The following is a 24258-nucleotide window of genomic DNA, read 5'->3' as shown; positions in this document are numbered from 1 at the left end:
AAGAGTTCACGTTCGTACCTCTCGATCGGATCGAGCAGAGTGCGGCCGGTATCTCATCGCCGTCGGCCGACGGGCTCGCCGACCGGCTCGCCGGGATATACGGTGCGTGCGTGATCGCCGATCCGGGCGATCATGCGGTCGAAGAAGCGCACGGGGTCGGTGCCGACGACGATATCGGCGTTGGGCGGCCGCCCCCACATCCCGGCCCGGTCGGCGATGGTCGCGCCCCGCGTGAGTGTGCCCGTGAGCTCGACGTCCACGGTGGCGGGCCGGGTGCGCGCCAGCGCCGGGTCCAGGGCCACCGCGGCCGCGAACGGGTCGTGCATATGGGCCAGATAGCCGAGGTCGTACCCGTGGTGGAAATCGAAGTAGAAGCGGACCGCGTCGGTCAGGTACCGGATGATCGGGTTGCTCGCCGCCGAACGCGCCGTGGGCGGGTCGGTGGGCGATACCGTCTCGATCGGGTGGCTGCCCGCCCGCTCGGCCAGCCTGATCAGATGGGCGGGCCGCATCTCGATGGTTTCGGTGATATCGAGGGCGCAGATCAGCGGACGGCGGTCCGGCGGGGCGGCGGAGAAGGCGTCGAAGACGACTTTCGCGGCCTCGGGGTCGACGTGGATGTTCCACTCGTTGGTGGGTGTGGTGTTGCCGGGGTGGTCGAACGCCCCGCCCATGATCACGAGCCGGCGCAGCAACCGGGGCAGCTCGGGTTCCTCGCGGAGTGCGAGGGCGAGATTGGTGAGCGGCCCGGTGCACAGCCCGAGGAGCTCCCCGGGATGGCGGCGTGCCAGATTAACCCACATCCGCGCCGCGCTGCGATCGGAGATGCGCCGTGTCGGGGCGGGGAGTTCGGCGTAGCCGACGCCGTGCGGTCCGTGGGTGTCCTCGGTGGTGCGCAACGGGATCTCGAGCGGTTCGGCCGCCCCGAGGGCCACCTCGATCTCCGGGGCCCGGGCCAGCTCGAGCCAGGCGAGATTGTTGATCGCGACCTGGGCCGCGGGCACATTCCCGGCGGTGGAGGCGATCCCCATGATCTCGGCGTCCGGGCTGGCGAGCAGATAGAGCAGGGCGAGGGAATCGTCCACGCCGGTGTCCACGTCCAGGATGATCCGCTGCCGCACCCCATGACACTATCGGGGGACACGGCAGCGGATCCGGCACGGGTCGTGTCACAGTGACGCATTTCGGTCAATTCGCCGAAATGTCGCGATATGGACGACCTCCGGTCAGTCCCGGGTGGGCCAGTAGTTGTCGGTGGCAGGGCGGCGCGTAAGAGAGGCGCCACCGCTCACCTCGGTCAGGCCCAGGTGGAACAGCATGCCCACGGTCAGCAGGCTGACACCGACGATCAGCGGGGTCAGCAGCTGGGCGGCGCCGGCGCCGGAGGGCGCCATATGGTGCTGTTCGCCCAGGTGCATGGCGTACATACCGGTGTAGTGCATACCGGCCACGGCGACGCCCATCACCAGGGCGGCGCCCACGGTGGCCAGCGCGCCGCGCACATTGAGGGTGAACCAGAGCGCGGCGGTCGCGGCGATCACGGCGATCACCATGGACAACGCCACGGTCGACCATTCGTAACCGATCTCGACATCGGTCTTCATGGCGTACATACCGGCGTAGTGCATCGCGCCCACGCCGAGCCCGGTGACCACGCCGCCGACCAGCAGGCTCTGACCGCCCAGCCGCCGCTGCTGGGCCAGGCACAGTCCGAGCCAGACCACGACCATGGCGATCACGGCGCTGACCAGGGTGACGGGTACGTCGTAACGGATGGCGGCGCCGTCGATCCGGAAACCCAGCATGGCGATGAAGTGCATGACCCAGATGCCCGTGCCGCCGAGGGCGACCGATGCCGCGATGAGCCAGCCGTCGAACGGTGATCCGCTGCGTACGCGGCTCATACACCGTAGCGCGAGCAACGATCCGGTGAACGACATGATGTACGCGACCACGGGAGTGAGCCAGCCATGGCTGAAGTGGTCGATCTCCACCGGTGAACCTCCTCGCTGGGGTGGAATCCCGCCCCCGCAACAGCGGAACACGAGCATTCCAAATTGGTGAACGTGCAGGAGGTGAATTTAGAGGACTTATGTCGTAAAAAACAAGCGCCGTGAAAATGACATCGGCGCACTTGTGACATGAAATCGGCGCGACGATGTCCCCGCGGTCGCGCTATGACGTGGAGCACATTACCCGATTTCCTGCTATCGATCCCGGCAATCGTCCGGCATGTCGTTTCCGGTGCCCATGCCGCCCAACTCTTCTGGGTCCCGATGGCCGGCGGTGCGGCCGTGACACCGGTCCGTGTCCTGATCGGCGCAGGTGATGCGGTTCGGGCGGGTGTGCTCCCGCGGCCGGCTCGAGTTTTCGGTTGTGCTGTGCGTCATCGGCCCTCGGCGTAGGCTTCGGACAACTCGAAGGAGACCCATGCCTGGCACATCCAGCCGTCCCACCGCCGTCGAACACGCTCTTCCCGAGGCCGATCTGGCCGAATTCGCCGAAATCCGCAGTGCCGAACGCGCCGAGGCCGCCCGCCGCAGCGCCGTCGCGGCCCGGATCGTGGCCGGCCACGCCACCGATGCCGCCGACTGCCGCAATCTGCTGGCCATGCTCGGTCTCGACGCGGAAGCGGGCAAACTCGCCGGCGTCCAGACCTGAGCGGTGCTCTCCGGCCCCGGGTGGGCGGGGCCGGATCGGCACGTACGCTCGGGGTATGCCCGAAACGGCACTGCTCACCCCGCCGCACCCGGACTCCTGGCCCGATGCCCTCGACGATCTCGTCGAGCTGATCGGCGACCGGCCCACGGTCGTACTCACCGGCGCGGGGATCTCCACCGACAGTGGTATCCCCGACTACCGCGGACCGGACTCCCCACCACGGACACCGATGACCTACCAGCAGTTCGTCGGTGATCCGGTATTCCGGCAGCGCTATTGGGCGCGTAATCATGTGGGCTGGCGGTACATGGACGCCGCCCGTCCCAATGCCGGCCACCGGGCCCTGGCCGAATTGGAGCGCCGGGGCACGGTCACCGGCGTGATCACCCAGAACGTCGATCTGCTGCACACTAAGGCGGGTAGCCGCCGGGTGATCGATCTGCACGGCAGCTATGCCCAGGTGCGCTGTCTGGGTTGCGGAGCCCGCATTTCCCGGATGGTGCTGGCCGATCGGCTGGAACAGGCCAATCCGGGTTTTGCGACCGCTTCGGTGACCGGCCTCGAAGTGGCGCCCGACGCCGACGCCGTGGTCGAGGACACCAGCGGATTCCGGATGGTGGATTGCGCGCGGTGCGGCGGGATGTGGAAGCCCGATATCGTCTACTTCGGGGAGAGCGTGCCGCCGGAACGGGTCGCGGCCGCCTACGAACTGGTGGACGCGGCGGACGTGATCGTGGTGGCCGGGTCCAGCCTGACCGTGCTGTCGGGCCGTCGTTTCGTGCACCGGGTCGCCCGCAACGGCGGCACAGTGGTGATCGTGAATCGCGGCGCCACCCGCAGCGACGGCCTCGCCGACCGGCGGCTGGACGCCGGCTGCTCACCGGTACTGTCCGGACTCGCCGAGCGCTACCGGATCCGGGGCGCGCGTCCCACGGCCGGTCCGGCCGGGCCCGCGTAGGCTGCCCGGATATGCGCAGCACAGTCATCGCGGTGCACACCGGCCGCAGCGAAGTGGTCCATGACATCACCCCGCAGTGCCGGGCGTTCGTGAACGACGCCGGCGGCGACGGGCTCCTGCACATCTTCGTACCGCACGCCACCGCCGGGATCGCGATCCTGGAACTGGGCGCCCACAGTGACGACGATCTGCTGGCCGCCCTGCGGGACCTGCTCCCGGCCGACGACCGGTGGCGGCACGCGCACGGGTCGCCCGGACACGGCCGCTCCCACGTGATGCCCGCGCTCATCGCCCCGTACGCGACCGTTCCGGTCCTGGACGGCGAACCGGCACTGGGCACCTGGCAGTCCATCGCGCTGGTCGATATCAATATCGACAATCCGGAGCGTGAGGTGCGGTTGTCGTTCCTGACCTCCGTGGGATGAACGCGCCCGCCGGGTAACGTCGGCGGGTATGAGCAGTCTCGGAGTCGCCATCATCGGATACGGGCTGGCCGGTGCGGTGTTCCACGCCCCACTCGTGGCCGCCGAACCCCGGCTCCGGCTGGCCGCGGTGGTGACCGGCTCCGCGCAGCGGGCGGAGCAGGCGCGACAGGAGCACCCCGGGGTGCGCGTACTGCCCGATGCCGACAGTCTTTTCGCCGATATGTCCGGGATCGATCTGGTCGTGGTCGCCGCACCCAACCGCGTGCACGCCGAACTGGCCCGGCGGGCGCTCGCGGCCGGGGCGGCGGTGGTGGTCGACAAACCCTTCGCGGTGACCGTCGCGGAAGCCGAGGATCTGCTGCGCTACGCCCGGGGCGCCGGGGGAGTGCTGACCGTTTTCCAGAACCGGCGCTGGGACGGCGATTTCCGGACGGTGCGCCGGCTGGTGGCCGAGGACGCGCTGGGCCCGGTGCGCCGCTTCGAATCGCGGTTCCAGCGCTGGCGTCCGGTGCCCAAGGGCGGCTGGCGCGAACTGGGCGGCCCGGCCGATGCCGCCGGGATCCTGTACGACCTGGGCAGTCACCTGGTCGACCAGGCGCTCACCCTGTTCGGCCCGGCCGCGAGCGTCTACTGCGAGCTGGCCCATCGCCGCCCGGGGGTCAGCACCGACGACGATATGTTCCTCGCCCTGACCCATACCGGCGGTGTGCACTCCCACCTGTGGGCGAGTGCGGTGGCCCCGCTGCTGGGTCCCCGCTTCCGGGTCCTCGGAGACCGCGCAGGCTACGAGGTGCACGGACTGGACCCCCAGGAGGCGGCCTTGCGCGCCGGGCACCGCCCGGGCGACGGGACACCGTGGGGAGAGGCCGACGAAGCGGATTACGGTGTGCTCGGCGCCGGTGACGACCCGGCGCCGTACCCTACCCTGCCCGGTGATTATCCCGCCTTCTACGCGGCCACGGCCGCCGCCGTCCTGGATGGTGCGCCGGTACCGGTCGACCCCGCCGACGCCCTGGCGGGCCTGCGGGTTCTCGAGGCCGCCCGCGAATCGGCGGCGAAAGGTGTCATTGTGTCCCTCGGTGGCGCCTCCGGATCGGCGGGTCCGGGGCTCTGGTGACCGAGGCCGTCCATGCGGCAGATCTATCCGAATTCTCTCAATACACCTTCTGTCCGGTGTCTCAAAGAGTGATGATGGTGGCATGGTCGCACCGAACCCCGCCGCACCCGATACCACCGTCCGGAACCTGCTGCGCACCTGCCCGTTGTGCGAGGCGGTCTGCGGCCTGGAGCTGACCGTCGACTCGCAGGATCGGGTGACCGGGGCGCGGGGTGACAAGCTGGATCCGTTCAGCAAGGGCTTCCTGTGCCCCAAAGGGGCCAGTTTCGGGCAACTCGACGGCGACCCCGATCGCCTCACCGAACCCATGGTCCGGGACCGTGCCACCGGCTCGTGGCGGACCGTGGGCTGGGCGGAGGCATTCGATCTGATCGCCGCGCGCATCCCGGCGATCCGGGCCGAGTACGGCGCTCAGGCGATCGCGCTGTATCTGGGCAACCCCAATGCGCATACCATCGCCGGAACCCTGTACGCACCGGCGCTGATCCGGGCATTGGGGACGAAGAACGTGTTCTCCGCCAGCACCGCCGACCAGATGCCCAAACAGGTGGCCTGCGGGCTGATGTTCGGGGATCCGCTCGCCGTGCCGGTCCCGGATCTGGACCGCTCCGATTACGTGCTGATGCTGGGCGCCAACCCCTTGGAGTCGAACGGTTCCCTGTGCACCGCGCCGGACTTCCCGGGCCGGTTACAGGCACTTCGGACGCGGGGCGGCCGCCTGGTCGTGGTGGATCCCCGCCGGACCCGCACGGCCGCCCGCGCCGACGAGCACCTCTTCGTGCGGCCGGGTACCGACGCGTATCTGCTGTTCGGGATCGTGCACACCCTTTTCGCCGAGGGGCTGACCGACGTCGGTGTCGCGGTCACGGGCCTGGACGAGGTGCGGGCCGCGGCCGCGGAATTCGATCCGGAGACCGTGGCCGCGCGCACCGGGGTGCCCGCCGAGACCGTCCGCCGGCTCGCGCGCGAACTCGCGGCCGCTCCGACCGCGGTGGTGTACGCCCGGATCGGTACCTGCACCGCCGAATTCGGCACGGTGACCCAGTGGCTGGTGGACGTGATCAACGTGCTCACCGGCAATCTCGACACTCCCGGCGGCGCCATGTTCGCGACGGCCGCGGTCCGCGGGATCGTGCGCACCAAACCGTTCCGGCCGGGCCGCTGGCGCAGCCGCGTACGCGACCTGCCCGAGTCGATGGGTGAACTGCCGGTGGCCACCCTGATCGACGAGATCACCACCCCCGGCGACGGGCAGGTGCGGGCGCTGATCACGGCGGCGGGCAACCCGGTGCTGTCGGCGCCGGGCGGCGCCCGGCTGGACGCCGCGTTCGCGGGACTGGACTTCATGGTGAGCCTGGACTGCTATCTCAACGAGACCACCAGGCACGCCGATGTGATCCTGCCGCCGCCGCGTCCGGTGCAGTCCCCGCACTACGATTTCGCGCTGCTGCAGTTCGCGGTCCGCAACTACGCCCGGTTCTCGCCGCCGCTGGTGCCGCTGAGGGACCGGCCGTCGGAGGCCGCGGTCTATGTCCGGCTGGCGGCGGCGGTGAGCGGCCGGCCGCACACCCCTACCGCGGATTACGATCCGCTGACCGCGTTCGACGAGCTCGTCATCGGCACCACGCTGCAGCAGGCCGGTCTCGAACAGCGACGGCACGAGCTCACCGGTGGTACGAGTACCGAACAGCGTCTGGACCTGATGTTGCGGCTGGGACCCTACGGCGAATGGAACGGTGGCCACCTGAATCTGCGTACTCTGCTGGACAATCCGCACGGTCTCGACCTCGGTCCGCTGCGTTCGCGCCTGTCCGAAGTGCTGCGGACCGCCTCGGGGACGGTGGAGCTGGCGCCGGCGGCGCTGCTGGCCGATCTCGACCGCCTGCGTGCCCGATTCGCGACCGCGCCGGCGGAGATGGTGCTGATCGGGCGCCGCCACCTACGCTCCAACAACAGCTGGATGCACAATGCGCCTCGGTTGGTGGGCGGGACGAATCGCTGCACCCTGCAGATCCATCCCGACGATATCGCCCGGCTCGGACTGGGGGAGCAGGCGCTGGTGAAATCCGCGGCCGGGTCGGTCACGGTGCCGATCGAGCCCACCGATTCGATCATGCCGGGGGTGGTGAGCCTGCCGCACGGCTGGGGGCATGCGACCAGCTCTCAGCAGGTGGCGCGGCAGCACGCCGGTGTCAACGCCAATGCGCTGACCGACGATTCGGTGCTGGACGTCCCTTCCGGTAACGCCGTGTTCAACGGCGTCCCGGTGTCGGTGACGCCCGCCTGATCCGGCTCCTCCGCGGTTGCGGATCGAGAGGACGGCGGCCGAGATTCTCCGACCCTGTTTCATCGATCGGATATGGCTGGTCCGCGCCGGTCACCCGAACAATTGATAGCCTAGCGCTGGATTAACTATCACTGTGGAAGTTCGCCGATGCGGTCCTCCTAGATGACGCGGGCCGCCGCGCCAGGAGTCGCCATGTCCCGGGCCCGCGGTGCACCGGCCGGTGGACCGGTTGCGGCCCTGGCGGATCGGCTCGGATCCGGTACCCGCATCTTCGGTAGGACCGGCCGGTGCCGCCGCCGATCGGCCCCGCCCCGAAGGGCGTTCAGTTGCTACCGGGATGGGGATACATCAGCGGGGCGAGGTAGCGGCGGGCGAAGGCGCGGGCCGCGTCGGTATCTCCGAGCGGCAGCACGCCGCGCGGGTTGGAGATGAACGAGACAGTGAGCCGGACGAAGAGTTCGGCCACCACCTCCGGGTCGAAACTGCCGAGTTCGCCGCGCTCCTGCCAATAGGTCAGGAACCGCGCGACCAGCCCGCGGCCCTGCTGGATGACGTCGTCGTCGGCGAGGAAATCGGTGAGCTGGCCGGCCGCGCCGGAAACGCGCAGGCTGCGGGTCAGCAGCTTGGGTGCGGTGGCCTCGCCGACGAACGCGGCGAACATATCCGCCAGCGCCCCGACCGGGCCCGCGGACCGGTGCATCGCATCGGCGACGATCGTTGCCAGCCGCTGCGATTCGGCCATGAGCGCGTACCGGACGATCGCGGATTTCGTGCCGAAACGACGATAGACGGTGGCCACGCCGACGCCCGCGACCTCGGCGATCCGCACCATGGTCGTCTCCTCGAACCCGTGCACGGCGAAACATTCGCGCGCGGCGTCGACGATCATGCGGGATCTGGTGTCCAACTGCTGCAGTTCGGTCCACTGCGCAGCCGTTGATTCCATTCGGATCAGCCTACCGCCTTGCCGCCGCACCCGGCGTGGGCACCGGATCCGCGCGCCGACCATGGTTTCCACGGCGACCGAATGATAGAATGCAGGCGTTAAATCTATCATTTCCCTTTTTCTTCCCCGCCCCGAGGTGACGAGATGGCGACCCACGCAACGGAGCGCACCGCCGAAGAGTCGACCGACCCCCGAGTCCGGCCCGAGGTACTGCGTGAATTTCGCAAACATTCCGGTAGCGTCCTGGCCGGCGCCTTCGCCGGCGCCGCCTTCGACCAGGTAGCGCTGGTCCCGGTGGCCGCCGCCGTGGACCGGACCGGCCGGTTCGAGGAGAACTTCGCCGATCGCGGGGTCCGCAGCGGCGTCTCGGCGATGATCGCGCTGTGGGGTGACTCCGACGACCGCCGCGCCGAAGCCGAATGGCTCAAACTCAGGCACCGCGATGTCCGTGGGTCCGGCAGCGCGGCGTTCGGCGAGGTCAAGTACAGCGCGCTGAATCCCTTCACCTGGAAATGGATCGCGGTGAGCGGCATCTTCGTCGTGCTGAACACCTTCACCTACTGCACCGGGACCGAACTGCGCCCGGAAGAGGAGGAAGCGGCCTATCAGCAGTTGCGGGCCGCATTCGCCGATCTCGAACTGCCCGGCGCCGCCGGGAAACTGCCGGCCGATCTCGCCGCGGCGCGCACCTACTACGACCAGATGGCGACCCAGGAACTGGCCGAGAATCCGTTCCTGGTCCAGAAGTTCGCCGACTTGACGAAACTGCCGCTGCCGACCCTCGGGCTGCCGCCGCCGGCTCGCCGGGCACTGACCCCGATGTGGCTGGTGCTGCGACCGGTGGCCGGGCACGTGATCCAGGTGTGCTCGTCCAAAGCCATGCATCCGGCCGTGCAGCAGCTCACCGGATTCGAGCTCACACCACGCCACGACATGGAATTCGCGCTCTACGTGTGGCTGTTGCGGCTCGCCTGGCGGACGCTGCCCGACCGGTTGCTGATGCAACCCCTGGCCTACAACCGCTTCCAGTACGAGAAACTCGTAGCCGCCTGCCGCCGCTACGGTCTCGAATCCTTCGCGGTACCCGCCGACCGGCGCTGAGCACTTCCGGCGCCGACCATCGCCGAGGGGACACCGTGACAACGATCGAGAACTCCCCGGAACTATCTCAACGCTGCCCGGCCCGCAGGAAGCGTCCGGTACGAGTGCTGCCCAGGGCCGGATCGGCGGTACCGTCACCGAAGACGTACCGCCCGCCGATGTACACCGCCGAGACGGCGGCGTCGTTGCGGTTGACCATCCGCTCCAGTCCGCCGTACTGGGCCACCGGGCTCTCGGCGTAGGCGTCGAGCGAATCGTCGAGCCCCGCCGGATCGATCACGACCAGATCGGCGCGATCGCCTTCGCGCAGGCGACCGGCGTCGATGTCGTACCAGTCGGCGAGTTCGCCGGTGAGCCGGTGCACCGCCCGCTCAAGTGGGATCACCGGAGTGCCCGCCTGTTCGGCCCGGTACATCCGGCGCAGGAAGCGGAGCCCGAAATTGTAGAAGGCCATATTCCGCAGATGGGCGCCCGCGTCGGAGAAGCCGAGCTGGATTCCGGGATGGGCGGCGAAGCGGTCCAGGATCTCGGGCCGGTGGTTCGATATGGTGGTGCGCCAGCGCAGTTTGGTGCCGTGTTCGAGTACCAGGTCGAGGAAGGCGTCCACCGGGTGCAGCCCGCCTCGGTCCACCCCGACCTGTCCGAAGGTCTTACCCACGACCTCCTCGTCCGGGCAGCTCACGATCTCGGCGTCGAAGAAGTCGCGGTGCCAGACCCGCAGCCCGAATTTCGCGTCGTAGTCCTTGCGGAAGCGGCGGCGGTAGGCCTCGTCGGCGAGCAGCGCGTCACGCTCCACCCGGTCGGCCAGGTGCAGGGCCGCCGCGCCGGACCCGAACTCCTCGAAGATCACCAGATCGATACCGTCGGCGTACACCTCGAACGGCACGGGCAGATGCTGCCAGCGGAAATCCCCGCCGAGCGCATTCACCAGCCGCGCCAGTGTGCCGATCAGGACGACGGCGAACGGGTTGGCCTTGATATCGGCGGCGGACAGCAGGCTGGTCTTGAGCTTGCGGCGCCCGATACCCAGGCTGCTGAAGATCATCGCCCCGAGGCTGCGCGGTGACGTGATATCCGGCCCGCCCTGCAGAACCCGGCCGCGCCGGCGCAGGATCGCATTGAGGCGGCGGCGCTCCTTCGCCCGCGCATAGGTGGACGGCAGCGTACGTGAACGGCAGGTCTCGCCGTCGACCTTGTCGAACAGCAGTTGCTGCGCCGACATACCGAGGAATCCGGCGTCGAGTGCCTCGTGCAGCGCCGCCTCCATATCCGCCAGCTCCGCGCGGGTGGGGCGGACCTTTTTGCGCGTGGCGCGGTCCAGGCCGAGGCGGGCGGTCCGGATATCCGAATGGCCCAGCATGGCCGCGATATTCGGGCCCAGTGGCAGCTGCTCGAGGGCGGCCACGTACTCGCGGGCGCAGGACCAGGTCTTGGTCTCGTCGAGCGTATCGATCACATGGCGGCGCGGAATGGCCTCTACGCGACCGAAGATATCGCCCGCGCCGGTGGGGTCGATATGCACGGTGGACAGTGAGCACGAGCCCAGCAGCACCGTGGTGATGCCATGCCGGACCGATTCCGACAGCGCCGGGGACTTCAGTACCTCGATGTCGTAGTGGGTGTGGATATCGATCATTCCCGGCAGGACCCATTTGCCCGCCGCGTCCACCACATCCGGACAGCCGGTCTCGTCGAGCGGTTCCGCGGATACGGTGACGACCCGGTCGCCGCGCAGTCCGAGATGGCGAATCGCGGACGCCGCGCCGGTACCGTCGAACCAGCGGCCACCCTTGATGATCGTGTCGTAGCTCACACCTCATTGCAACTGGTCGGATGACCGGAGTCAAGAGGACGTGTGCGTCGCCGGGCGGACCGCCCCGCCCGGCGACCCGGTGTTCAGCCCGCCGGGACCTCGGAACGGTCCTCGCTCCACAGCGTATGGAACTTGCCCTCGGCGTCGACCCGCTCGTAGGTGTGCGCGCCGAAGAAATCGCGCTGGGCCTGGGTGAGTGCGGCGGGCAGCCGTTCGGCGCGCAACGCGTCGTAGTAGGACAGCGAGGAGCCGAATGCCGGCACCGGGATACCGAGCAGCGTGGCGGTCGAGACCACCCGCCGCCAGCTGTCGATCGCCGTCTCGATCGCGTCCCGGAAGTACGGCGCGAGGATCAGGCTCGGCAGCGTCGGATCGGTTTCGTAGGCCTCTTTGATGCGATTCAGGAAGCGGGCCCGGATGATGCAGCCGCCGCGCCAGATGGTGGCCAGATCGCCGGGAGTGAGATCCCAGCCGTATTCGGCACTGCCGGCGGCGATCTGATCGAACCCCTGGGCGTAGGCCACGACCTTGGAGGCGTAGAGGGCCTGCCGGATGTCCTCGGTGAACTGCGCGATATCGGTGGGCTTGGCGGCGAGTTCGCCGGCGGCGAGTCCCACGGCCGCGGCGCGCTGCCCCCGAGACCCCGACAGTGCCCGGGCGAACACGGCCTCGGCGATACCGGTCACCGGAACACCCAGATCGAGCGCGGATTTCACGGTCCAGCGTCCGGTGCCCTTCTGCTCGGCCGCGTCCACGATCACATCGACCAGCGGCTTCCCGGTCAACGCGTCGACCTGGTTCAGCACCTCGGCGGTGATCTCCACCAGGTAGCTCTCCAGCTCGCCGGAGTTCCACTGGGTGAAGATATCGGCGATCTGCTTCGGATCCAGGTCCAGTGCGGCCCGGAACAGGTGGTACGCCTCACCGATGAGCTGCATATCGGCGTATTCGATACCGTTGTGCACCATCTTCACGAAATGACCGGACCCGTCCGGGCCGATATGCGTGCAGCACGGGGTGCCGTCCACCTGGGCGGCGATGGACTCCAGCAGCGGTCCCAGCGATTCGTAGGATTCCGCGGGTCCGCCCGGCATGATCGACGGTCCGTTGAGGGCCCCCTCCTCGCCGCCGGAGATGCCGGCGCCGACGAAGTTGAGGCCGCGGGCCCGGAGCGCGGCCTCGCGCCGGATGGTGTCGGTGTAGAGGGCGTTCCCGCCGTCGATGATGATGTCGCCGGTTTCCATCGCGCCCGCGAGTTCTTCGATCACCGCGTCGGTGGCGTCGCCGGCCTTCACCATGATGAGCACCCGGCGCGGCTTCTCCAGCGCGGCGACGAACTCGGCGATGGTCTCGGTGCGAACGAAATCGCCGTCGTCGCCGTGCGCAGCGAGCAGCGCGTCGGTTTTGGCGACACTGCGATTGTGCAGTGCCACCGTGTAGCCGTGCTTGGCGAAGTTGCGGGCGATATTGCTGCCCATCACCGCCAGGCCGGTGACCCCGATCTGTGCACGCGCTGCGGAGGAAGTCATGAACCAGCTCTTTCGTTCGACTGTTCCAACATTTCGGCGGGTCCACCGGGCCGCGATGATCGTGGAGACCGGCCGCGCGTCCGGCGTGTGCCCTGTGTTCTTTCTACCGGGTGGCCCCGCCGGGCCGTGCGCAGACCCGCCGACAACCGATCCGCACGGCCGGGCCGGGCCCGCCGGCGGTGGGGTCGCCGTACCGGAGCATCCCGGCCGCGTGGCCCGGCGTTCTCCTGCCGAGTGGCTCCGGAGGTACCCGGACCGAGCAGCGGCTTTTCGTGAACGACCGCGAGACATACTGGCGCGCAATGGATGAACCGTAGAAGTCCGGCGACGATCCGGTGCGCGAATGGGTACACCGGAGGGGTGCGGTACAAATTCTTGCTCACGATGTCGACCGCGGTACTGACTGTCGCGGCGTCCCTGTTCACCGTCCAACCCGCCGCGGCCGCCCCGGGGCCGCGGGTCGACGCGGAGAAACCGATCGACGGTCGCGCGATACTGCTCGAGGTGTACTCACCTGCCATGGACACCGTGGTGACCAACCGGGTCATCCCCGCGCCGGATGGGGGACCGGCGCCCACGGTGTACCTGCTGACCGGGATCGGTGGCGGTGCCGACGGTATCTCCTGGTGGGACGATACCGATGTCCGCCAGTTCTTCGGGGACAAGAACGTGAACGTGGTGATGCCGATCGGCGGTGCCTACTCGATGTACACCGACTGGCACACCGACGATCCGGTGGTCGGCCGCGCCCGCTGGCAGACCTACCTGACCCGGGAGCTGCCGTCGGTCGTGGACGCCCGGTTCGGCACCACCGGACGCAATGCGATCGCCGGGGTGTCGATGAGTGGCGGGTCGGCCGTGGACCTCGCCATCCAGGCGCCGGACCGCTACGAGGCGGTCGCGTCCTACAGCGGATGTCCGTGGTCCGCCGACGCCGCGGGAATCGCGATGGTCAGCGCGCAGGTGGTGCGGGGCGGCGCCGATCCGGGCAAGATGTGGGGTCCGCCGGGGTCCGCGGGCTGGCAGGCCCACGACGCGTTCGCGCACGCCGCCCGGCTGGCCGGAAAGACCGTGTACCTCTCCGCCGCGTCGGGTATGCCCGGCGAGATCGACCGGGGCTGGGGGTTCCCGCCGGTCGAAGCCGTTGCCGCCGCCTGCACCTCGGCCTTCGCCGGCCGTCTGGAGGAACTCGGCATCGGCGCGGTGCACATCGACCGCCCGGCCGGCGCGCACACCTGGGGTCAGTTCGAATACGACCTGCACGATTCGTGGCCGCATCTGGCGCGGGCCATCGGCGCCTGACCCCCTGAGCCGCCCGCCGGTCTCCGTCGGCCGCCGGGCGGATCGGCGGTGGCGGCCAACCGGCCCGCCGCCGCCCTGGACCCCGCGAGCTGAGCGGCACGGTCACCTCGAACTCGTCATCCCGCCGCCGAGAATCGATCGGTCGTCGCCAATACCCTGCTCGGGGGCGGGATTGATACGGCCGGACCTGCCTTACCCGTTCTTCCGGTCTTCGCGGGCCGGACGGCATGCCGATATGACTGGTCGTTCGTCCAGGTGAAAGACTGGGCGGGTACCGCCCGACGCGGCACGGCACCGGTGGGTGATCCGGCGAAAGGAAGATCATGCGGATATTCGGTACGGCCGCGGTCACCGCGCTGCTGGCGACGGCGATCGCCGGGCTGCCCGGCGGGCACGCGGTGGCGTCACGGCTACGCGCTGTACCTGCTCAACGGCCTGCGCACCACCTACCCCGAGCTGGACATCGAATCCTTGCTCACCGATTCCGGCCGGTACTGTCTGGAACGCGCGCGCACCGAATGCCTGTCCCCGTTCGGTGACGAACTGGTGACCCACGGTGTGGTGATCGGAGACCTCTTCACCCGGCCGTTGGCCGATATCCCGGATCTGCGCGGGCTGCTCACCCGTTATCTCGGCCTGCCGGAATCCGGCTACGACAGACCACTCTTCCTCGGGCAGGGACTGCTCGACACCGATGTGATCACCCCGGAGACGCTGCGGTTCGCGGCGGTGCTCGGGGCGAACCGGCAGCCGGTGACGCTGAAGGTGTACCCCACCGATCACGATGGTGCCGTGAACGATTCGCTACCCGACTCGGCGCCGTTCGTCCGCGACCTGTTCGCCTGAGTTCCGGCCGTCCGAGTCCCCCGGGGCCACTCCCCGGTGAACCGGACTGGCGGACATGGCCTTCCCCCCGTTTGACATCGTCGTCGCCGGGAATAGCGGGAGCATAATGTTCCTCGACCCTTGGGAATTGCCATGATCATTGTTCTCGGGCTCGTGATCGCCGTCGCGGCGGTTGCCGCCGGTGTCGCCGGCGTCGCGGCCAATACCAGTGATGTCAATCGGCTGACCAGCGAATTCTCGGTCTTCGATTACCACTTCGCCGGTACCACCGGTGAACTGTTCCTCATCGGCATCATCGTCGGTGTGGTCGGCGGGCTAGGGGTGGGTCTCGTCTCCGCCGGTGCGTGGCGATCCACCCGCCGGGGTCTGGAGACCCGTCGTGAACTGCGGCAGTCACGTAAGGAGATCGCCGCCGCCCAGGCGGATCTCGCCAGGACCAAGGAACCGGCGACGAAGCCTGCTCCGGCGGCTCCGGTCTGGTCGATGAGCAAACTGCTGCGCAAGCCGGGCAAGGGCGCGGCCACCGCCAAGTGATCCCTGTCCCTCGCCCGGATATCGAATATCGAATCAGAAAGTCAGTGTCATGATCGTTCTCGGACTTGTTCTGCTCATCGTCGGTTACCTGCTCGGTATCGGCGTGCTCACCACCATCGGCCTCGTTCTGCTCGTGGTCGGCGCGGTTCTGGCCATCGCGGGCTCGGTGGGCCGGCCCGTCGGCGGCCGCCGGCACTATTACTGACGCCGTCCACCGGCGACTCCATCCAGCGGCCGCGGCGGTGCGGGCGATCCACGTGGATCGCCCGCACCGCCGCGGCCGTTCTCGGGGTCGAGACCGGAACCCGGTGGGATCGGCGCGTTCACCCGTTCAGCGCACCGGCCGCCGCTCGCGTGGCCGGGGGTTCGTCGCAGCCGGGGCTCCGGGTCCGTGGGGATTGGTCAGCGCCATGCTCACGCCGATGAGGAGCACGACGGTGACCACGCTGATGGCGCCGAGCAGCGGTCCCAGAATCTCCAGTGGCTCGGCGCCTTCGGGCGCCGCGGCATCGGGGACCTGGTGCGCGTGCATCGCGGACATACCGGTGTAGTGCATCGTTGCCACCGCCGCGGCCATGATCAGCGCCGCGCCCAGGGTGGACGCTATTCCCCACGAGCGCATGCTGAACCACAGCGTCGCGGTAGCCGCGACCGTGGCGATGACCAGGGACAGCGCTATGCGGGCAGGGTCGTATTCGATATGCGCGTCCGTGCGCATCGCGGCCATGCCGGTGTAGTGCATGGCCGCGATGCCGAGGCCGGTGACGGCACCGCCGGTCAGCAGTGCCGGAAGGCCCGAGCCCGGTGTGGTCACCAGATACAGGCCGATGGCGACCACGCCGATCGAGGTCCCCGCGCTCAGCAGGGTGAGCGGGACATCGAAGCGTATCTGTGCGCCGTCTATGGAAAAGCCCAGCATCGCAACGAAATGCATGACCCAGATACCGGTGCCGCCGATAGTGATCGCGGCGAGCGCGAGCCAGAGCAGCCGGCGCCGTCCGTGGCGGGCCTGCCTGGTGCACTGCAATCCGATGGCGCATCCGGTGGCCGAGAGGAAATACGCGAGGGCGGGTGTCAGCCAGCCGAACGCGAAGTGTTCGAGGTGAAGCATGTCCATCCAACGTTCCGCCGGGAAGCCCGGAGTTTCTGTGTAAGGCTAAACAGTACGACGCCCGCCTGGATGGTGTGCTGATCATTTGCTTGAATTGGTGTGGCATCAATCACATTCAAGTTTTGCGGTGTGTGATTCCGCAATATTGCATTGGCTATCTTGAGGGTGCATTTTCGGGGCAGATTTGCGGCGAGGTGAGCACCGGGGCGCCGGAAAGGCCGATGTTGCCACACTGTTGGAAGATCCCCGCTGCCGCTCCTGGCGAAACACCTTTTTTGGAAAGCGTGTGGTTCGGATTTCGGGCTCGCGTGACTACGCCCTTCTCCATCGCTGATAACTGCTCTATAACTGGTACATAACTTCTCGGCGTCGGTTCCGTAATCGGTGAAACGTTTCGATCGGCTCCGGCCGCCGGGCACGGCGACCGGGAGCCGGCTCCGACGGTCTCGGCGCAGTCGTCACCGCTGCGGCGAGCCCTCGCATTTCATCAGTTCCGACGCGGAGGTGACCCGGGAGTCGAACACTGTCCACAGCGACCCGTCCGTCAACCGCCGCAGGACGAACCGGTACTTGCCGTAGCACGCCCGCGAGGCCGTCGTCAGACGAGTCCTTCCCACCACTCGGTAGGGATATCCGTCGATGTGCACTGTCGGGTTCATGATCTGTTCTCCCCTTTCGCCGTTGTCGGTCATCGGCGGCCACTGTGGCAGGGAGGTGCTGAAGCCAGGCTGAAGCGGCCTGAAGGCCGCTTCAGGAAGCAGGGAAGATGTCGGTCGGAAGCGCTGTCGAGGTCAGCGGTGTGCGTCCAGCCAGTCCCGGTAGTGCGTAGGCGCCAGATGCGCGTCCGGTCCGGCGAGGAGTTCGTCGCCGGTGATCGCGGCGAACATGCCGGCGGTGTCGTCGGTGACGACGATCCGGTCGTCGTGCCGGGCGAGCAGGGTCATCCGGCCGATTTCGTCGAGCGGGAGCACATCGGGTCCGGCGACATTGCGAATACCCTGCAGCGGGGAGCCCAGCGCGACGCCCACCACCGCGTCGACGACATCCGCGGCCGCCATCGGCTGCAGCCGGGTCGCGGGCAGCCGGACGACGGTGTCATCGGCGGACCAGGACATCACCGCGTCCATGAACTCGAAGAACTGGGTGGCGCGCACGATCGAATACGGTGTGGGGCCTTTCCGGAGCAACTCCTCCTGCAGGGTTTTGGCCCGGTAGTAGTCCAGTCGAGGTACCCGGTCCACGCCGACGATCGACAGCACGACCTGGTGTTTCACCCCGGCGCGGTCGCCGGCGCCGAGGAGGTTGTCCATCGCGGTGCGGAAGAAATCCAGTGCGCCCTCGTCGAAGGTCGGGGAGTTGGCCAGCCCGACCACCACGTCGGCGCCCGCCACCGCCTGGTCCAGACCCTCGCCGCTGATCAGGTCCACGCCGGTGGACGGCGCGGCGGGTACGGCGTCGTGGCCGGCCGCCCGCAGTTTCCGGACGACCTGGGAGCCGATCCGACCGGTACCGCCGATGACTGTCAGCTTCATGTTGCTCACCTTTCACCGCCTGCCGCCGGGCAGGCCGGGGTTCAGAGAGTCCGATGTGCACTGAAATGTCGAGAGGCGGCCGGAGAGTAACCGGCCGCGCGAACCGGGTGATCACTGTGCTGCTGTATCCAGGATCGCATCAGTGATTCCGGCGGCCGCGGCCCGGCCACCGGAATAGATTATTTCGAGACCTGCGCGGCCCGGCCGAGATCAGGTGGTGAGCCGTGCCTCCGGCATCAGGCGCGTGATCGACAGATCTCGATGGGCTATCCCGGGACCGTGCTCGTGCACCGGACGCAGCGCCTCGATGACGTTGACGCAGGTCAGATGGTCGGCCGGATGGAGCCCTTCGGTGAAGCGGAAGCGGACGTTGGCGATGCCCCGCGCCGTATCGGTCGTGGTGACCAGCTGATAGCGCAGCGGCGCCCGATCCTCGGTGGTGGTGGTCCAGATGGAGCGATAACTCAGCCCGGGCCCCAGCCCCCGATCGACGATCACCTTCTGGACGGCCCCGGAACCGTCGGTGATCACCTCCACGGTGCTGCTCGGGGTGTCGGCGGCACCGGCGGCGCTGTGGAACACGGCGTCGTCGAGGACGCGCAGTCCCGCCGTGTAGTAGCCGTCGACCGCGGCGGCGCCGGCGACGGCGGCCTCGGACCCGGTGGCCCCGATACCGATATCGTGCCGATCGCCCCACGGATACACCCCGGCCTCGGGAAAATCGAGCTCCTCGACCAGTTCCACCCGCCGGATCCCCCGGGTCACCTCCGTCAGTGATCGGATGAGCCGGGCGGGAATCGTGGCCTGGAAGGCCCCGGTGGCGTGGAAGGTGGATCGTCCGGTGCGGCAGGCATCCAGCAGTGCGGGCGGCGGAATCCGGCCGTCCAGCGGCGCGGTGGATATCACGTCGTAGCCGTCGCTCAGGAGCTCCGGTAGCACGCGACCCGGTGTATCCGCGGCGATCTCGGCGAACGTCGGCACGTAGACGACGCACGCCGTGCCCGCCGGCGGGGACCGCAGGGTTTCGATCCGCGCGGATACCTCGAGATGTGCTCGCGCGCGGATCCGGTCGGCGATCCGGTCGGCGAAGGGGCCGGCGCCGAGCACCGCGACCGCGAGCGTGGGTGAACTCATGACGACTCCAGAAGGTAGTGAGGAAGCAGGTCCGGAATGACCACACTGTTACGCAGCTCGATGACACCGGGGTTGCCGTCGAGAGTGATCACATGGCCGCCGGCCGGGCTGCTCGGATGATCCTGACCGAACGCGTTACCGGTGACCTTCATATCCGCCACCGTCCGCCGCACCGAGAGCGGGGACCGCAAGGCGGACAACCAGGTCGGCATGGACGGATTGTGCCAGGTGGCCGCCGACACCACGTTCTTGCCCGAGACTCCGACGCCCTCGAAGTCGGGTGATTCGAGGGCGCTGCGCAGGGCCCGCTCGCCCATATCGCCAGCGCCCCGGATGATCAGCCGATATGGACCAGTCACCACCGTCTCCTTGCCGCCGCTCGCGGACTTTCTAACACACCGTCGGATGTGACACGCCAGGTCTGGGCGGCGCGGGCCAGGGGATATCGAAAAGGTCCACAGTACAAGCGGATTCTGCGCGATGTGGCAATCGGATGTGATCCGTCGTTCATCTTCCGTGCGATGTCTGTGACGCGGGGGATCGTGATCGGAGCGGCCCGTGGTGGTGTGGGTTCCGGATCGAAATTCAGCGGGCGACGGTACCGCCGTCGACCAGGAAGGTCTGACCGGTGACGAAACTGCCGGCGTCCGAACACAGCAGTAGCGCGGTGCCGACCATCTCGTCGGGTTCGGCGATCCGGCCCAGCAGCGTGGCTCCGGCCATGGCCGCGACGAATTCCGGTGGATTCTTGCGGACCATATCGGTGTCGACGGCGCCGGGGGCCATGGCGTTCACCCGGATGCCGTCGGCGGCGAATTCGGCGGCCATGGAGCGGGTGAACGACAGCAGGGCCGCCTTGCCCGCCGCGTACATCGACAGCGCGGGTGCGAACTGCAGGGCCGCGACCGAGCCGAGATTCAATACTGCCGCGTGTTCGCTGGCCCGCAGATACGGCAGGGCCGCCTGGACCAGGAACAGCGGTCCCTGCACATTGACGCCGAAGGATTTCTCGACCGCCGCGGGTTCCATGGTCGCCAACGGCTGGGCGAGGGCGTTGGCCGCATTGTTGACGACGATATCGATACCGCCGAAGGTGTCGGCGGCGGTCTGCACCAGTGTGCGCAGTGCTTCGACGTCACCCAGGTGGGTCGGTACACCGATCGCTTCCGCGCCGAGTTCCCGCAGCCGGGCCGCCGCCTGCTCGCACGCGTCCGGTTTACGGCTCGCCACCACGAGTCGCGCGCCCGCGCAGGCGAATCCCTCGGCGATGGCGAGCCCGATCCCCCGGGTGCCTCCGGTGACGATCGCGGTCCGCCCGCTCAGGTCGAACAACTTCTGAAAGGAGTTGTTGTCCACTGGATCAACCTTTCGATCGGCGGGCCGTGACCCGCTCGGCGGCCCTAGGATGCACCACGGCCACCGGCATTTGTATCAGTACTCGGATCGGTACCGAGCGGGCGGTTCCGGTCGGTGCGACCGGGCTCCGGGACGGTCGTGCGGTGCCGTGTCCGGTTCACCACACGAGCCGCGCGAGATAGCGGCGGGAGTACTCGCGTACCGCGGCCGGATCCGAGATATCCAGCTGCCCTTCGGGATCGAGCAGCAGCGACACAGTGAGCCGGACCAGCAGTTCGGAGACGGCCCGTAGGTCCGCCTCCGGCATCGTCACACCGCTGCGGCGCAGCGTCCTCGCGACCCGATCACCCGCCTCCGCGATGGGCAGACCCCGCGGCCGTCCGGCGGGCCCCATGAGCAGTTCCGGTTCGCTGGTCACGATGCGCCGGGCCAGCGGTGACCTTTCCAGGAGTTCGAAGAAGAGGGTGAAACATGCGGCCACCGCCTCGCCGGGTTCGCGGCCCGCGGCCGCCCGGGCCAATTGCTCGAGCAGGGTATCGGTCTCGCGGAGGACGAGAAGCTCGAACAACGCGTCCTTGGTGGGGAACCGCCGGTAGAGTGTCCGGCGGCTGATACCGGCGCGGAGGGCGATATCGTCCATGGTGGCGCGCCGGACGCCGTACTGTTCGAACTCCGATCGGGCGGCGGCCAGGATCCGCTGGACCTGTGGATCGGTCCGGCGCCCGGTAGCCGTATCGGGGGTCATCGGATCCCACCGGAAGAACCGGCGACCGGCCGGCGGGTACCGGGTCCGTGGCCCGGCTTCACCGCCTCGGCTTTCCGTTGTGGATCCGGCGTGGATCGACTCGGGCGCGTTCCCACGCCCGTGCTGCCCACGGCGTGTACAGCACCCGGACCGGGAGCCGGTTGAACAGTGGATTCGCCGTCCGCATGACCGCCGCGAAACGCTGGAACCGTCGCTCCGACCGCTCGTTCCAGGGCAGTTCGCAGACCTCGCGCATCTCCTGGGGCAGGGTTCCGATCAGGATCGTCCGCAGGACGGCATCGATCGGTGCGGCGACTATCCGCCACAGCGGCCGGGGGAGCCATCCGGGGCCTGGGATCCCCTTGCGGAGATAACCGGTCGCATACCAGATGGTGCGGGTCCGGACGAACCGGCCGAGCATCCGCTCCCAATACGCCTGGAACTCCTCATAGGTCTGCGGTTGGTTACGGGCGCTCACGCCGTAGAGCTGATACCAGAGCTTGCTCTCCTCGAAGATCTGGACCTTCTCCTCGTGGGACAGCCGCCGGATGAACGTATCGGTGATGTAGAGGACCTGGTCGACGAACGTGGCGTGGGCCCAGTAGAACAGCTCCGGGTTGAGCGCGTGATAGCGCGAGCCGTCGCTGATGGTGCCCCTGATGGACCCGTGGAAGTCCCGCACCCGCCGGCCCCAGTCGTGCGGGTCTTCGCTGTAGACGGTCTGCATGATGGGTGGGGCGCTGCGCCGGGCGCGGCCGAGGAAATCACCGAAGATCACCGAATGGTCCTCGACGCCCTGCGCGAGTTGCTCGATGCAGTTCTCGGTACCCGCGAGCCGCTGGAAGCCGAGCAGGTTGCGGACGTCGCCGTGGAACTTCCACACCAGCGAATCGGGCCCGAGCCGGAGCGCCGGTTCGGCGATCTCGTGGACCGGCATCGGCAGGCCCTCGCGGATTCCCGCGTCGGATTCGGTGGTCATCGGGCACCTCCGTGGCGCTTCGGTCACGGAGCATTGGCACAGATCCGTGACTTTGTGCCATCCACCGTAGAACCCCGGCCCGCACGGCACAAGGGCCCGATGCCCCCGCGCTACCGTGCGGGCCGGGCGGCTACGGATCCCGGATATGGCGATGAGCCCCATCAGCGGCATGGTGAGCGGGAAGGAGGCTCGGGCGCCGTCGAGAACCCGCAGCAGACCGCCGTCTGCACGGTCCACGACGAGCACATCGGTGAACGTAGCGGCCGTTGCAGGCGATGATGCTGCCGAGCAGGCCGGCCGCCGGGCCGCGCTCAGTCCGCGCGGGAGAACACCGCGACCAGGAACTCCGAGGAGTCGGTGAACGGCCGCAGATCCCAGGTCGACAGCAACAGATCGGCGGTGAGACCCTGCTCGGCGGCGTCGGCGCGGAACTCCGCGAAATCGTAGCCGCGGTCGGCGCCGAAACCGGTGACCACGCGGCCGTGCGGTGCCAGATGCCGGGCAAAACCGGACAGCGCCGCCGCCCGGGTCGGCGGCGCCAGGAATGTCATCACATTGCCCGCGCAGACGATCACATCGAAATCGGCGGTCACACCCCGGGCCGGCAGATCCAGTTCGGCGAGATCGCCGACCAGCCAGGTGGGACCGGGATAGTCGGCCTCGGCGGCGGCGATCAGCACCGGGTCGATATCGACACCGACCACCGTGTGACCGGCATTGTGCAGGTGGCCACCCAGGCGGCCGGGGCCGCAACCCGCATCGAGGACCCGGCCACGCCGGCCCAGCATGGCGTCGATCAGCCGGGCCTCCCCGAATATGTCGTGGCCTTCCGCCGCCAGCGTCCGGAACCGCTGCACATACCATTCGGAATGCGCGGGGTCGGCCGCGGTGAGTTCCTCCCAGCGGCTCCGTATGCGGTCCGACGGGGTATTCGCGCTCATCCGGTTCCTCTCGCGTCGGCTCACCCGGGGCGGTGGCACCGGATCGAACCATACGTGCCGTCAGCCCGCCAGCCGGTTCTCGTAGACCGTTGCGAGGTTGCGCAGGGCGGCCGACCCGTCACCGGTGAAGCTGGAGCCGTGCATCACGGCCAGTGTGGTCGGCTGCAACCCGGCCAGCCGGTGCAGTGTCGCGGGTACGGCCGGACCCAGCGACGTGGCGTGGAAAACGTCCTCGGCCACCTCGGCCGGTCCCACCAGATCGGCGCCGGTGAGGGCCGGCCCGTCGCCGAGCTGAGTCATCAGATCGCCACAGAACAAGACGCCGGTCGACTCCTCGTAGAGCACCCGCGCCTCCCAGTTGTGCGGTGCGTGTGGTGTATCGAAGTGCTGGATCCGGCGGTCACCGAGATCGATGATCTCGCCGTCGGCCAGGCGCCGTGGCCGCCGATCGGCGAGATCGTCCAGCGAGACCTGGCAGCCCACGGCGCCGTGGGCGACCTGGGCGTACGGCGCCGCGGCCAGGAACAGATTCATCGCCCCGCTCTCGTCGGCCTCCAGATGGCCGAAAGTGATCCAGCGGAGGTCTGCCACGGGTCGTATCCGCGCGATCGCCGCCGAAACCGAAGGGAACAGCGCGCGCATACCGGTGTGGAACAGCAGGGGTTCCGCGGCGTCGACGAAGAACTGATTGAACGTGAAACCGGTAGGGCCCACCTCGGGGACGAAGGTGGAGAAGCGGTAGACACCGTCGGCGATCTCGTCTGTTCGGATATCCATCACAGCAGTCCTGGTAGCGCCAAACCCCCCGCCGAGTACCTGACAGAACGCGTCTTCGAGCAGCGGATCCCAGTGTATCTCCGCTGGTCGGCACCGAACAGGGCCGGGAAATCCGGTGGCCGGGCAGGGCGCGCGTGGCCTCACACCCCGAGGTGAGGCCACGC

Annotated in this window: 25 protein-coding genes; 10 read left to right on the top strand and 15 right to left on the bottom strand. The window is 68.5% G+C overall.

The window, feature by feature from the left end:
* Positions 1 to 53: 53 nt before the first annotated feature.
* Both NF4_RS19415 and NF4_RS19410 read right to left on the bottom strand, forming a co-directional pair.
* Complete coding sequence (locus NF4_RS19415) at positions 54 to 1121, bottom strand: nucleoside hydrolase (RefSeq protein ID WP_063128775.1); 1068 nt, start codon at positions 1119 to 1121, stop codon at positions 54 to 56.
* 105 nt (positions 1122 to 1226) lie between these two features.
* Positions 1227 to 1994 carry an MHYT domain-containing protein gene (locus tag NF4_RS19410; RefSeq protein ID WP_084533255.1) on the bottom strand — a complete coding sequence of 256 codons (768 nt, stop codon included), beginning with the start codon at positions 1992 to 1994 and terminating at the stop codon, positions 1227 to 1229.
* Between the two features lie 436 nt (positions 1995 to 2430).
* Between NF4_RS19410 and NF4_RS19400 the strand changes: the two genes are divergently transcribed.
* The 5 genes from NF4_RS19400 to NF4_RS19380 all read left to right on the top strand — a co-directional run bounded on the left by NF4_RS19400 (position 2431) and on the right by NF4_RS19380 (position 7448).
* Positions 2431 to 2661 (top strand): hypothetical protein, encoded by a 231-nt coding sequence (locus NF4_RS19400; RefSeq protein WP_063128773.1) that lies wholly within the window; start codon positions 2431 to 2433, stop codon positions 2659 to 2661.
* A 55-nt stretch (positions 2662 to 2716) separates the two neighbouring features.
* Entirely contained in the window at positions 2717 to 3619 is a 903-nt protein-coding gene (locus NF4_RS19395; protein ID WP_063128772.1) for a Sir2 family NAD-dependent protein deacetylase, read from the top strand.
* An 11-nt stretch (positions 3620 to 3630) separates the two neighbouring features.
* Positions 3631 to 4044 carry a secondary thiamine-phosphate synthase enzyme YjbQ gene (locus tag NF4_RS19390; RefSeq protein ID WP_063128771.1) on the top strand — a complete coding sequence of 138 codons (414 nt, stop codon included), beginning with the start codon at positions 3631 to 3633 and terminating at the stop codon, positions 4042 to 4044.
* A gap of 28 nt (positions 4045 to 4072) precedes the next feature.
* Positions 4073 to 5161 (top strand): Gfo/Idh/MocA family protein, encoded by a 1089-nt coding sequence (locus NF4_RS19385; RefSeq protein ID WP_063128770.1) that lies wholly within the window; start codon positions 4073 to 4075, stop codon positions 5159 to 5161.
* Positions 5162 to 5243: 82 nt separating this feature from the next.
* The gene (locus NF4_RS19380; RefSeq protein WP_063128768.1) at positions 5244 to 7448 is read left to right on the top strand and encodes a molybdopterin oxidoreductase family protein; all 2205 of its coding nucleotides are present in this window, start codon (positions 5244 to 5246) and stop codon (positions 7446 to 7448) included.
* Positions 7449 to 7770: 322 nt separating this feature from the next.
* On the opposite strand, the gene NF4_RS19375 is transcribed toward NF4_RS19380, so the two are convergent.
* Complete coding sequence (locus NF4_RS19375; protein ID WP_063128940.1) at positions 7771 to 8394, bottom strand: TetR/AcrR family transcriptional regulator; 624 nt, start codon at positions 8392 to 8394, stop codon at positions 7771 to 7773.
* A 144-nt stretch (positions 8395 to 8538) separates the two neighbouring features.
* Between NF4_RS19375 and NF4_RS19370 the strand changes: the two genes are divergently transcribed.
* Positions 8539 to 9495, top strand: a complete 957-nt coding sequence (locus NF4_RS19370) for an oxygenase MpaB family protein (protein ID WP_063128766.1) — start codon at positions 8539 to 8541, stop codon at positions 9493 to 9495.
* 67 nt (positions 9496 to 9562) lie between these two features.
* On the opposite strand, the gene NF4_RS19365 is transcribed toward NF4_RS19370, so the two are convergent.
* Both NF4_RS19365 and gnd read right to left on the bottom strand, forming a co-directional pair.
* Positions 9563 to 11308 carry an N-acyl-D-amino-acid deacylase family protein gene (locus NF4_RS19365; protein ID WP_063128764.1) on the bottom strand — a complete coding sequence of 582 codons (1746 nt, stop codon included), beginning with the start codon at positions 11306 to 11308 and terminating at the stop codon, positions 9563 to 9565.
* Positions 11309 to 11391: 83 nt separating this feature from the next.
* A complete protein-coding gene (gene gnd, locus NF4_RS19360; protein ID WP_063128762.1) occupies positions 11392 to 12837 on the bottom strand; it encodes an NADP-dependent phosphogluconate dehydrogenase in 1446 nt (481 codons plus the stop codon).
* A 384-nt stretch (positions 12838 to 13221) separates the two neighbouring features.
* Here gnd and NF4_RS19355 point away from each other — a divergent pair, with 384 nt between their 5' ends.
* The 4 genes from NF4_RS19355 to NF4_RS38675 all read left to right on the top strand — a co-directional run bounded on the left by NF4_RS19355 (position 13222) and on the right by NF4_RS38675 (position 15724).
* Positions 13222 to 14139, top strand: coding sequence for an alpha/beta hydrolase (locus tag NF4_RS19355; RefSeq protein ID WP_084533278.1), 918 nt, complete (start codon positions 13222 to 13224; stop codon positions 14137 to 14139).
* A 255-nt stretch (positions 14140 to 14394) separates the two neighbouring features.
* Positions 14395 to 14985: a hypothetical protein gene (locus tag NF4_RS19350; RefSeq protein WP_232330559.1), complete on the top strand. Its 591-nt coding sequence runs from the start codon at positions 14395 to 14397 to the stop codon at positions 14983 to 14985.
* 132 nt (positions 14986 to 15117) lie between these two features.
* Positions 15118 to 15519 (top strand): hypothetical protein, encoded by a 402-nt coding sequence (locus NF4_RS19345; protein ID WP_063128758.1) that lies wholly within the window; start codon positions 15118 to 15120, stop codon positions 15517 to 15519.
* 49 nt (positions 15520 to 15568) lie between these two features.
* Positions 15569 to 15724, top strand: coding sequence for a DUF6131 family protein (locus NF4_RS38675; RefSeq protein WP_085995414.1), 156 nt, complete (start codon positions 15569 to 15571; stop codon positions 15722 to 15724).
* 126 nt (positions 15725 to 15850) lie between these two features.
* On the opposite strand, the gene NF4_RS19340 is transcribed toward NF4_RS38675, so the two are convergent.
* The 10 genes from NF4_RS19340 to NF4_RS19295 all read right to left on the bottom strand — a co-directional run bounded on the left by NF4_RS19340 (position 15851) and on the right by NF4_RS19295 (position 24094).
* Positions 15851 to 16636: an MHYT domain-containing protein gene (locus NF4_RS19340; protein WP_232330558.1), complete on the bottom strand. Its 786-nt coding sequence runs from the start codon at positions 16634 to 16636 to the stop codon at positions 15851 to 15853.
* A gap of 452 nt (positions 16637 to 17088) precedes the next feature.
* Positions 17089 to 17322 (bottom strand): hypothetical protein, encoded by a 234-nt coding sequence (locus tag NF4_RS19335; RefSeq protein ID WP_157120457.1) that lies wholly within the window; start codon positions 17320 to 17322, stop codon positions 17089 to 17091.
* Positions 17323 to 17421: 99 nt separating this feature from the next.
* Positions 17422 to 18162, bottom strand: a complete 741-nt coding sequence (locus tag NF4_RS19330; RefSeq protein WP_063128755.1) for an SDR family oxidoreductase — start codon at positions 18160 to 18162, stop codon at positions 17422 to 17424.
* Between the two features lie 210 nt (positions 18163 to 18372).
* A complete protein-coding gene (locus NF4_RS19325) occupies positions 18373 to 19296 on the bottom strand; it encodes a hypothetical protein (protein WP_063128754.1) in 924 nt (307 codons plus the stop codon).
* Positions 19293 to 19655 (bottom strand): hypothetical protein, encoded by a 363-nt coding sequence (locus NF4_RS19320; RefSeq protein ID WP_157120456.1) that lies wholly within the window; start codon positions 19653 to 19655, stop codon positions 19293 to 19295. The genes NF4_RS19325 and NF4_RS19320 overlap by 4 nt, the downstream gene beginning before the upstream one ends.
* Before the next feature lie 226 nt (positions 19656 to 19881).
* A complete protein-coding gene (locus tag NF4_RS19315) occupies positions 19882 to 20652 on the bottom strand; it encodes an SDR family NAD(P)-dependent oxidoreductase (RefSeq protein WP_063128750.1) in 771 nt (256 codons plus the stop codon).
* A gap of 157 nt (positions 20653 to 20809) precedes the next feature.
* The gene (locus tag NF4_RS19310) at positions 20810 to 21397 is read right to left on the bottom strand and encodes a TetR/AcrR family transcriptional regulator (protein ID WP_063128749.1); all 588 of its coding nucleotides are present in this window, start codon (positions 21395 to 21397) and stop codon (positions 20810 to 20812) included.
* A gap of 58 nt (positions 21398 to 21455) precedes the next feature.
* Positions 21456 to 22376 (bottom strand): oxygenase MpaB family protein, encoded by a 921-nt coding sequence (locus NF4_RS19305; RefSeq protein ID WP_063128747.1) that lies wholly within the window; start codon positions 22374 to 22376, stop codon positions 21456 to 21458.
* A 311-nt stretch (positions 22377 to 22687) separates the two neighbouring features.
* On the bottom strand, positions 22688 to 23317 hold the full coding sequence (locus tag NF4_RS19300) for a class I SAM-dependent methyltransferase (RefSeq protein ID WP_063128746.1): 630 nt from the start codon (positions 23315 to 23317) through the stop codon (positions 22688 to 22690).
* A gap of 60 nt (positions 23318 to 23377) precedes the next feature.
* Positions 23378 to 24094, bottom strand: a complete 717-nt coding sequence (locus tag NF4_RS19295) for an oxygen-binding di-iron domain-containing protein (protein WP_063128745.1) — start codon at positions 24092 to 24094, stop codon at positions 23378 to 23380.
* Positions 24095 to 24258 lie beyond the last annotated feature (164 nt).

It is taken from the genome of Nocardia fusca NBRC 14340 (assembly GCF_001618425.1).
Classification (GTDB): domain Bacteria; phylum Actinomycetota; class Actinomycetes; order Mycobacteriales; family Mycobacteriaceae; genus Nocardia; species Nocardia fusca.
This window is presented reverse-complemented; position numbering and strand designations above follow the sequence as displayed.

Coding starts and splice junctions, on each gene's coding strand:
- NF4_RS19375 (WP_063128940.1), bottom strand. CDS start 8,394: ATGGAATCAACGGCTGCGCAGTGGACCGAACTGCAGCAGTTGGACACC.
- NF4_RS19355 (WP_084533278.1), top strand. CDS start 13,222: ATGTCGACCGCGGTACTGACTGTCGCGGCGTCCCTGTTCACCGTCCAA.
- NF4_RS19325 (WP_063128754.1), bottom strand. CDS start 19,296: ATGAGTTCACCCACGCTCGCGGTCGCGGTGCTCGGCGCCGGCCCCTTC.
- NF4_RS38675 (WP_085995414.1), top strand. CDS start 15,569: ATGATCGTTCTCGGACTTGTTCTGCTCATCGTCGGTTACCTGCTCGGT.
- gnd (WP_063128762.1), bottom strand. CDS start 12,837: ATGACTTCCTCCGCAGCGCGTGCACAGATCGGGGTCACCGGCCTGGCG.
- NF4_RS19305 (WP_063128747.1), bottom strand. CDS start 22,376: ATGACCACCGAATCCGACGCGGGAATCCGCGAGGGCCTGCCGATGCCG.
- NF4_RS19370 (WP_063128766.1), top strand. CDS start 8,539: ATGGCGACCCACGCAACGGAGCGCACCGCCGAAGAGTCGACCGACCCC.
- NF4_RS19380 (WP_063128768.1), top strand. CDS start 5,244: ATGGTCGCACCGAACCCCGCCGCACCCGATACCACCGTCCGGAACCTG.
- NF4_RS19330 (WP_063128755.1), bottom strand. CDS start 18,162: ATGAAGCTGACAGTCATCGGCGGTACCGGTCGGATCGGCTCCCAGGTC.
- NF4_RS19335 (WP_157120457.1), bottom strand. CDS start 17,322: ATGACCGACAACGGCGAAAGGGGAGAACAGATCATGAACCCGACAGTG.
- NF4_RS19340 (WP_232330558.1), bottom strand. CDS start 16,636: ATGGACATGCTTCACCTCGAACACTTCGCGTTCGGCTGGCTGACACCC.
- NF4_RS19295 (WP_063128745.1), bottom strand. CDS start 24,094: ATGGATATCCGAACAGACGAGATCGCCGACGGTGTCTACCGCTTCTCC.
- NF4_RS19390 (WP_063128771.1), top strand. CDS start 3,631: ATGCGCAGCACAGTCATCGCGGTGCACACCGGCCGCAGCGAAGTGGTC.
- NF4_RS19395 (WP_063128772.1), top strand. CDS start 2,717: ATGCCCGAAACGGCACTGCTCACCCCGCCGCACCCGGACTCCTGGCCC.
- NF4_RS19310 (WP_063128749.1), bottom strand. CDS start 21,397: ATGACCCCCGATACGGCTACCGGGCGCCGGACCGATCCACAGGTCCAG.
- NF4_RS19400 (WP_063128773.1), top strand. CDS start 2,431: ATGCCTGGCACATCCAGCCGTCCCACCGCCGTCGAACACGCTCTTCCC.
- NF4_RS19385 (WP_063128770.1), top strand. CDS start 4,073: ATGAGCAGTCTCGGAGTCGCCATCATCGGATACGGGCTGGCCGGTGCG.
- NF4_RS19300 (WP_063128746.1), bottom strand. CDS start 23,317: ATGAGCGCGAATACCCCGTCGGACCGCATACGGAGCCGCTGGGAGGAA.
- NF4_RS19345 (WP_063128758.1), top strand. CDS start 15,118: ATGATCATTGTTCTCGGGCTCGTGATCGCCGTCGCGGCGGTTGCCGCC.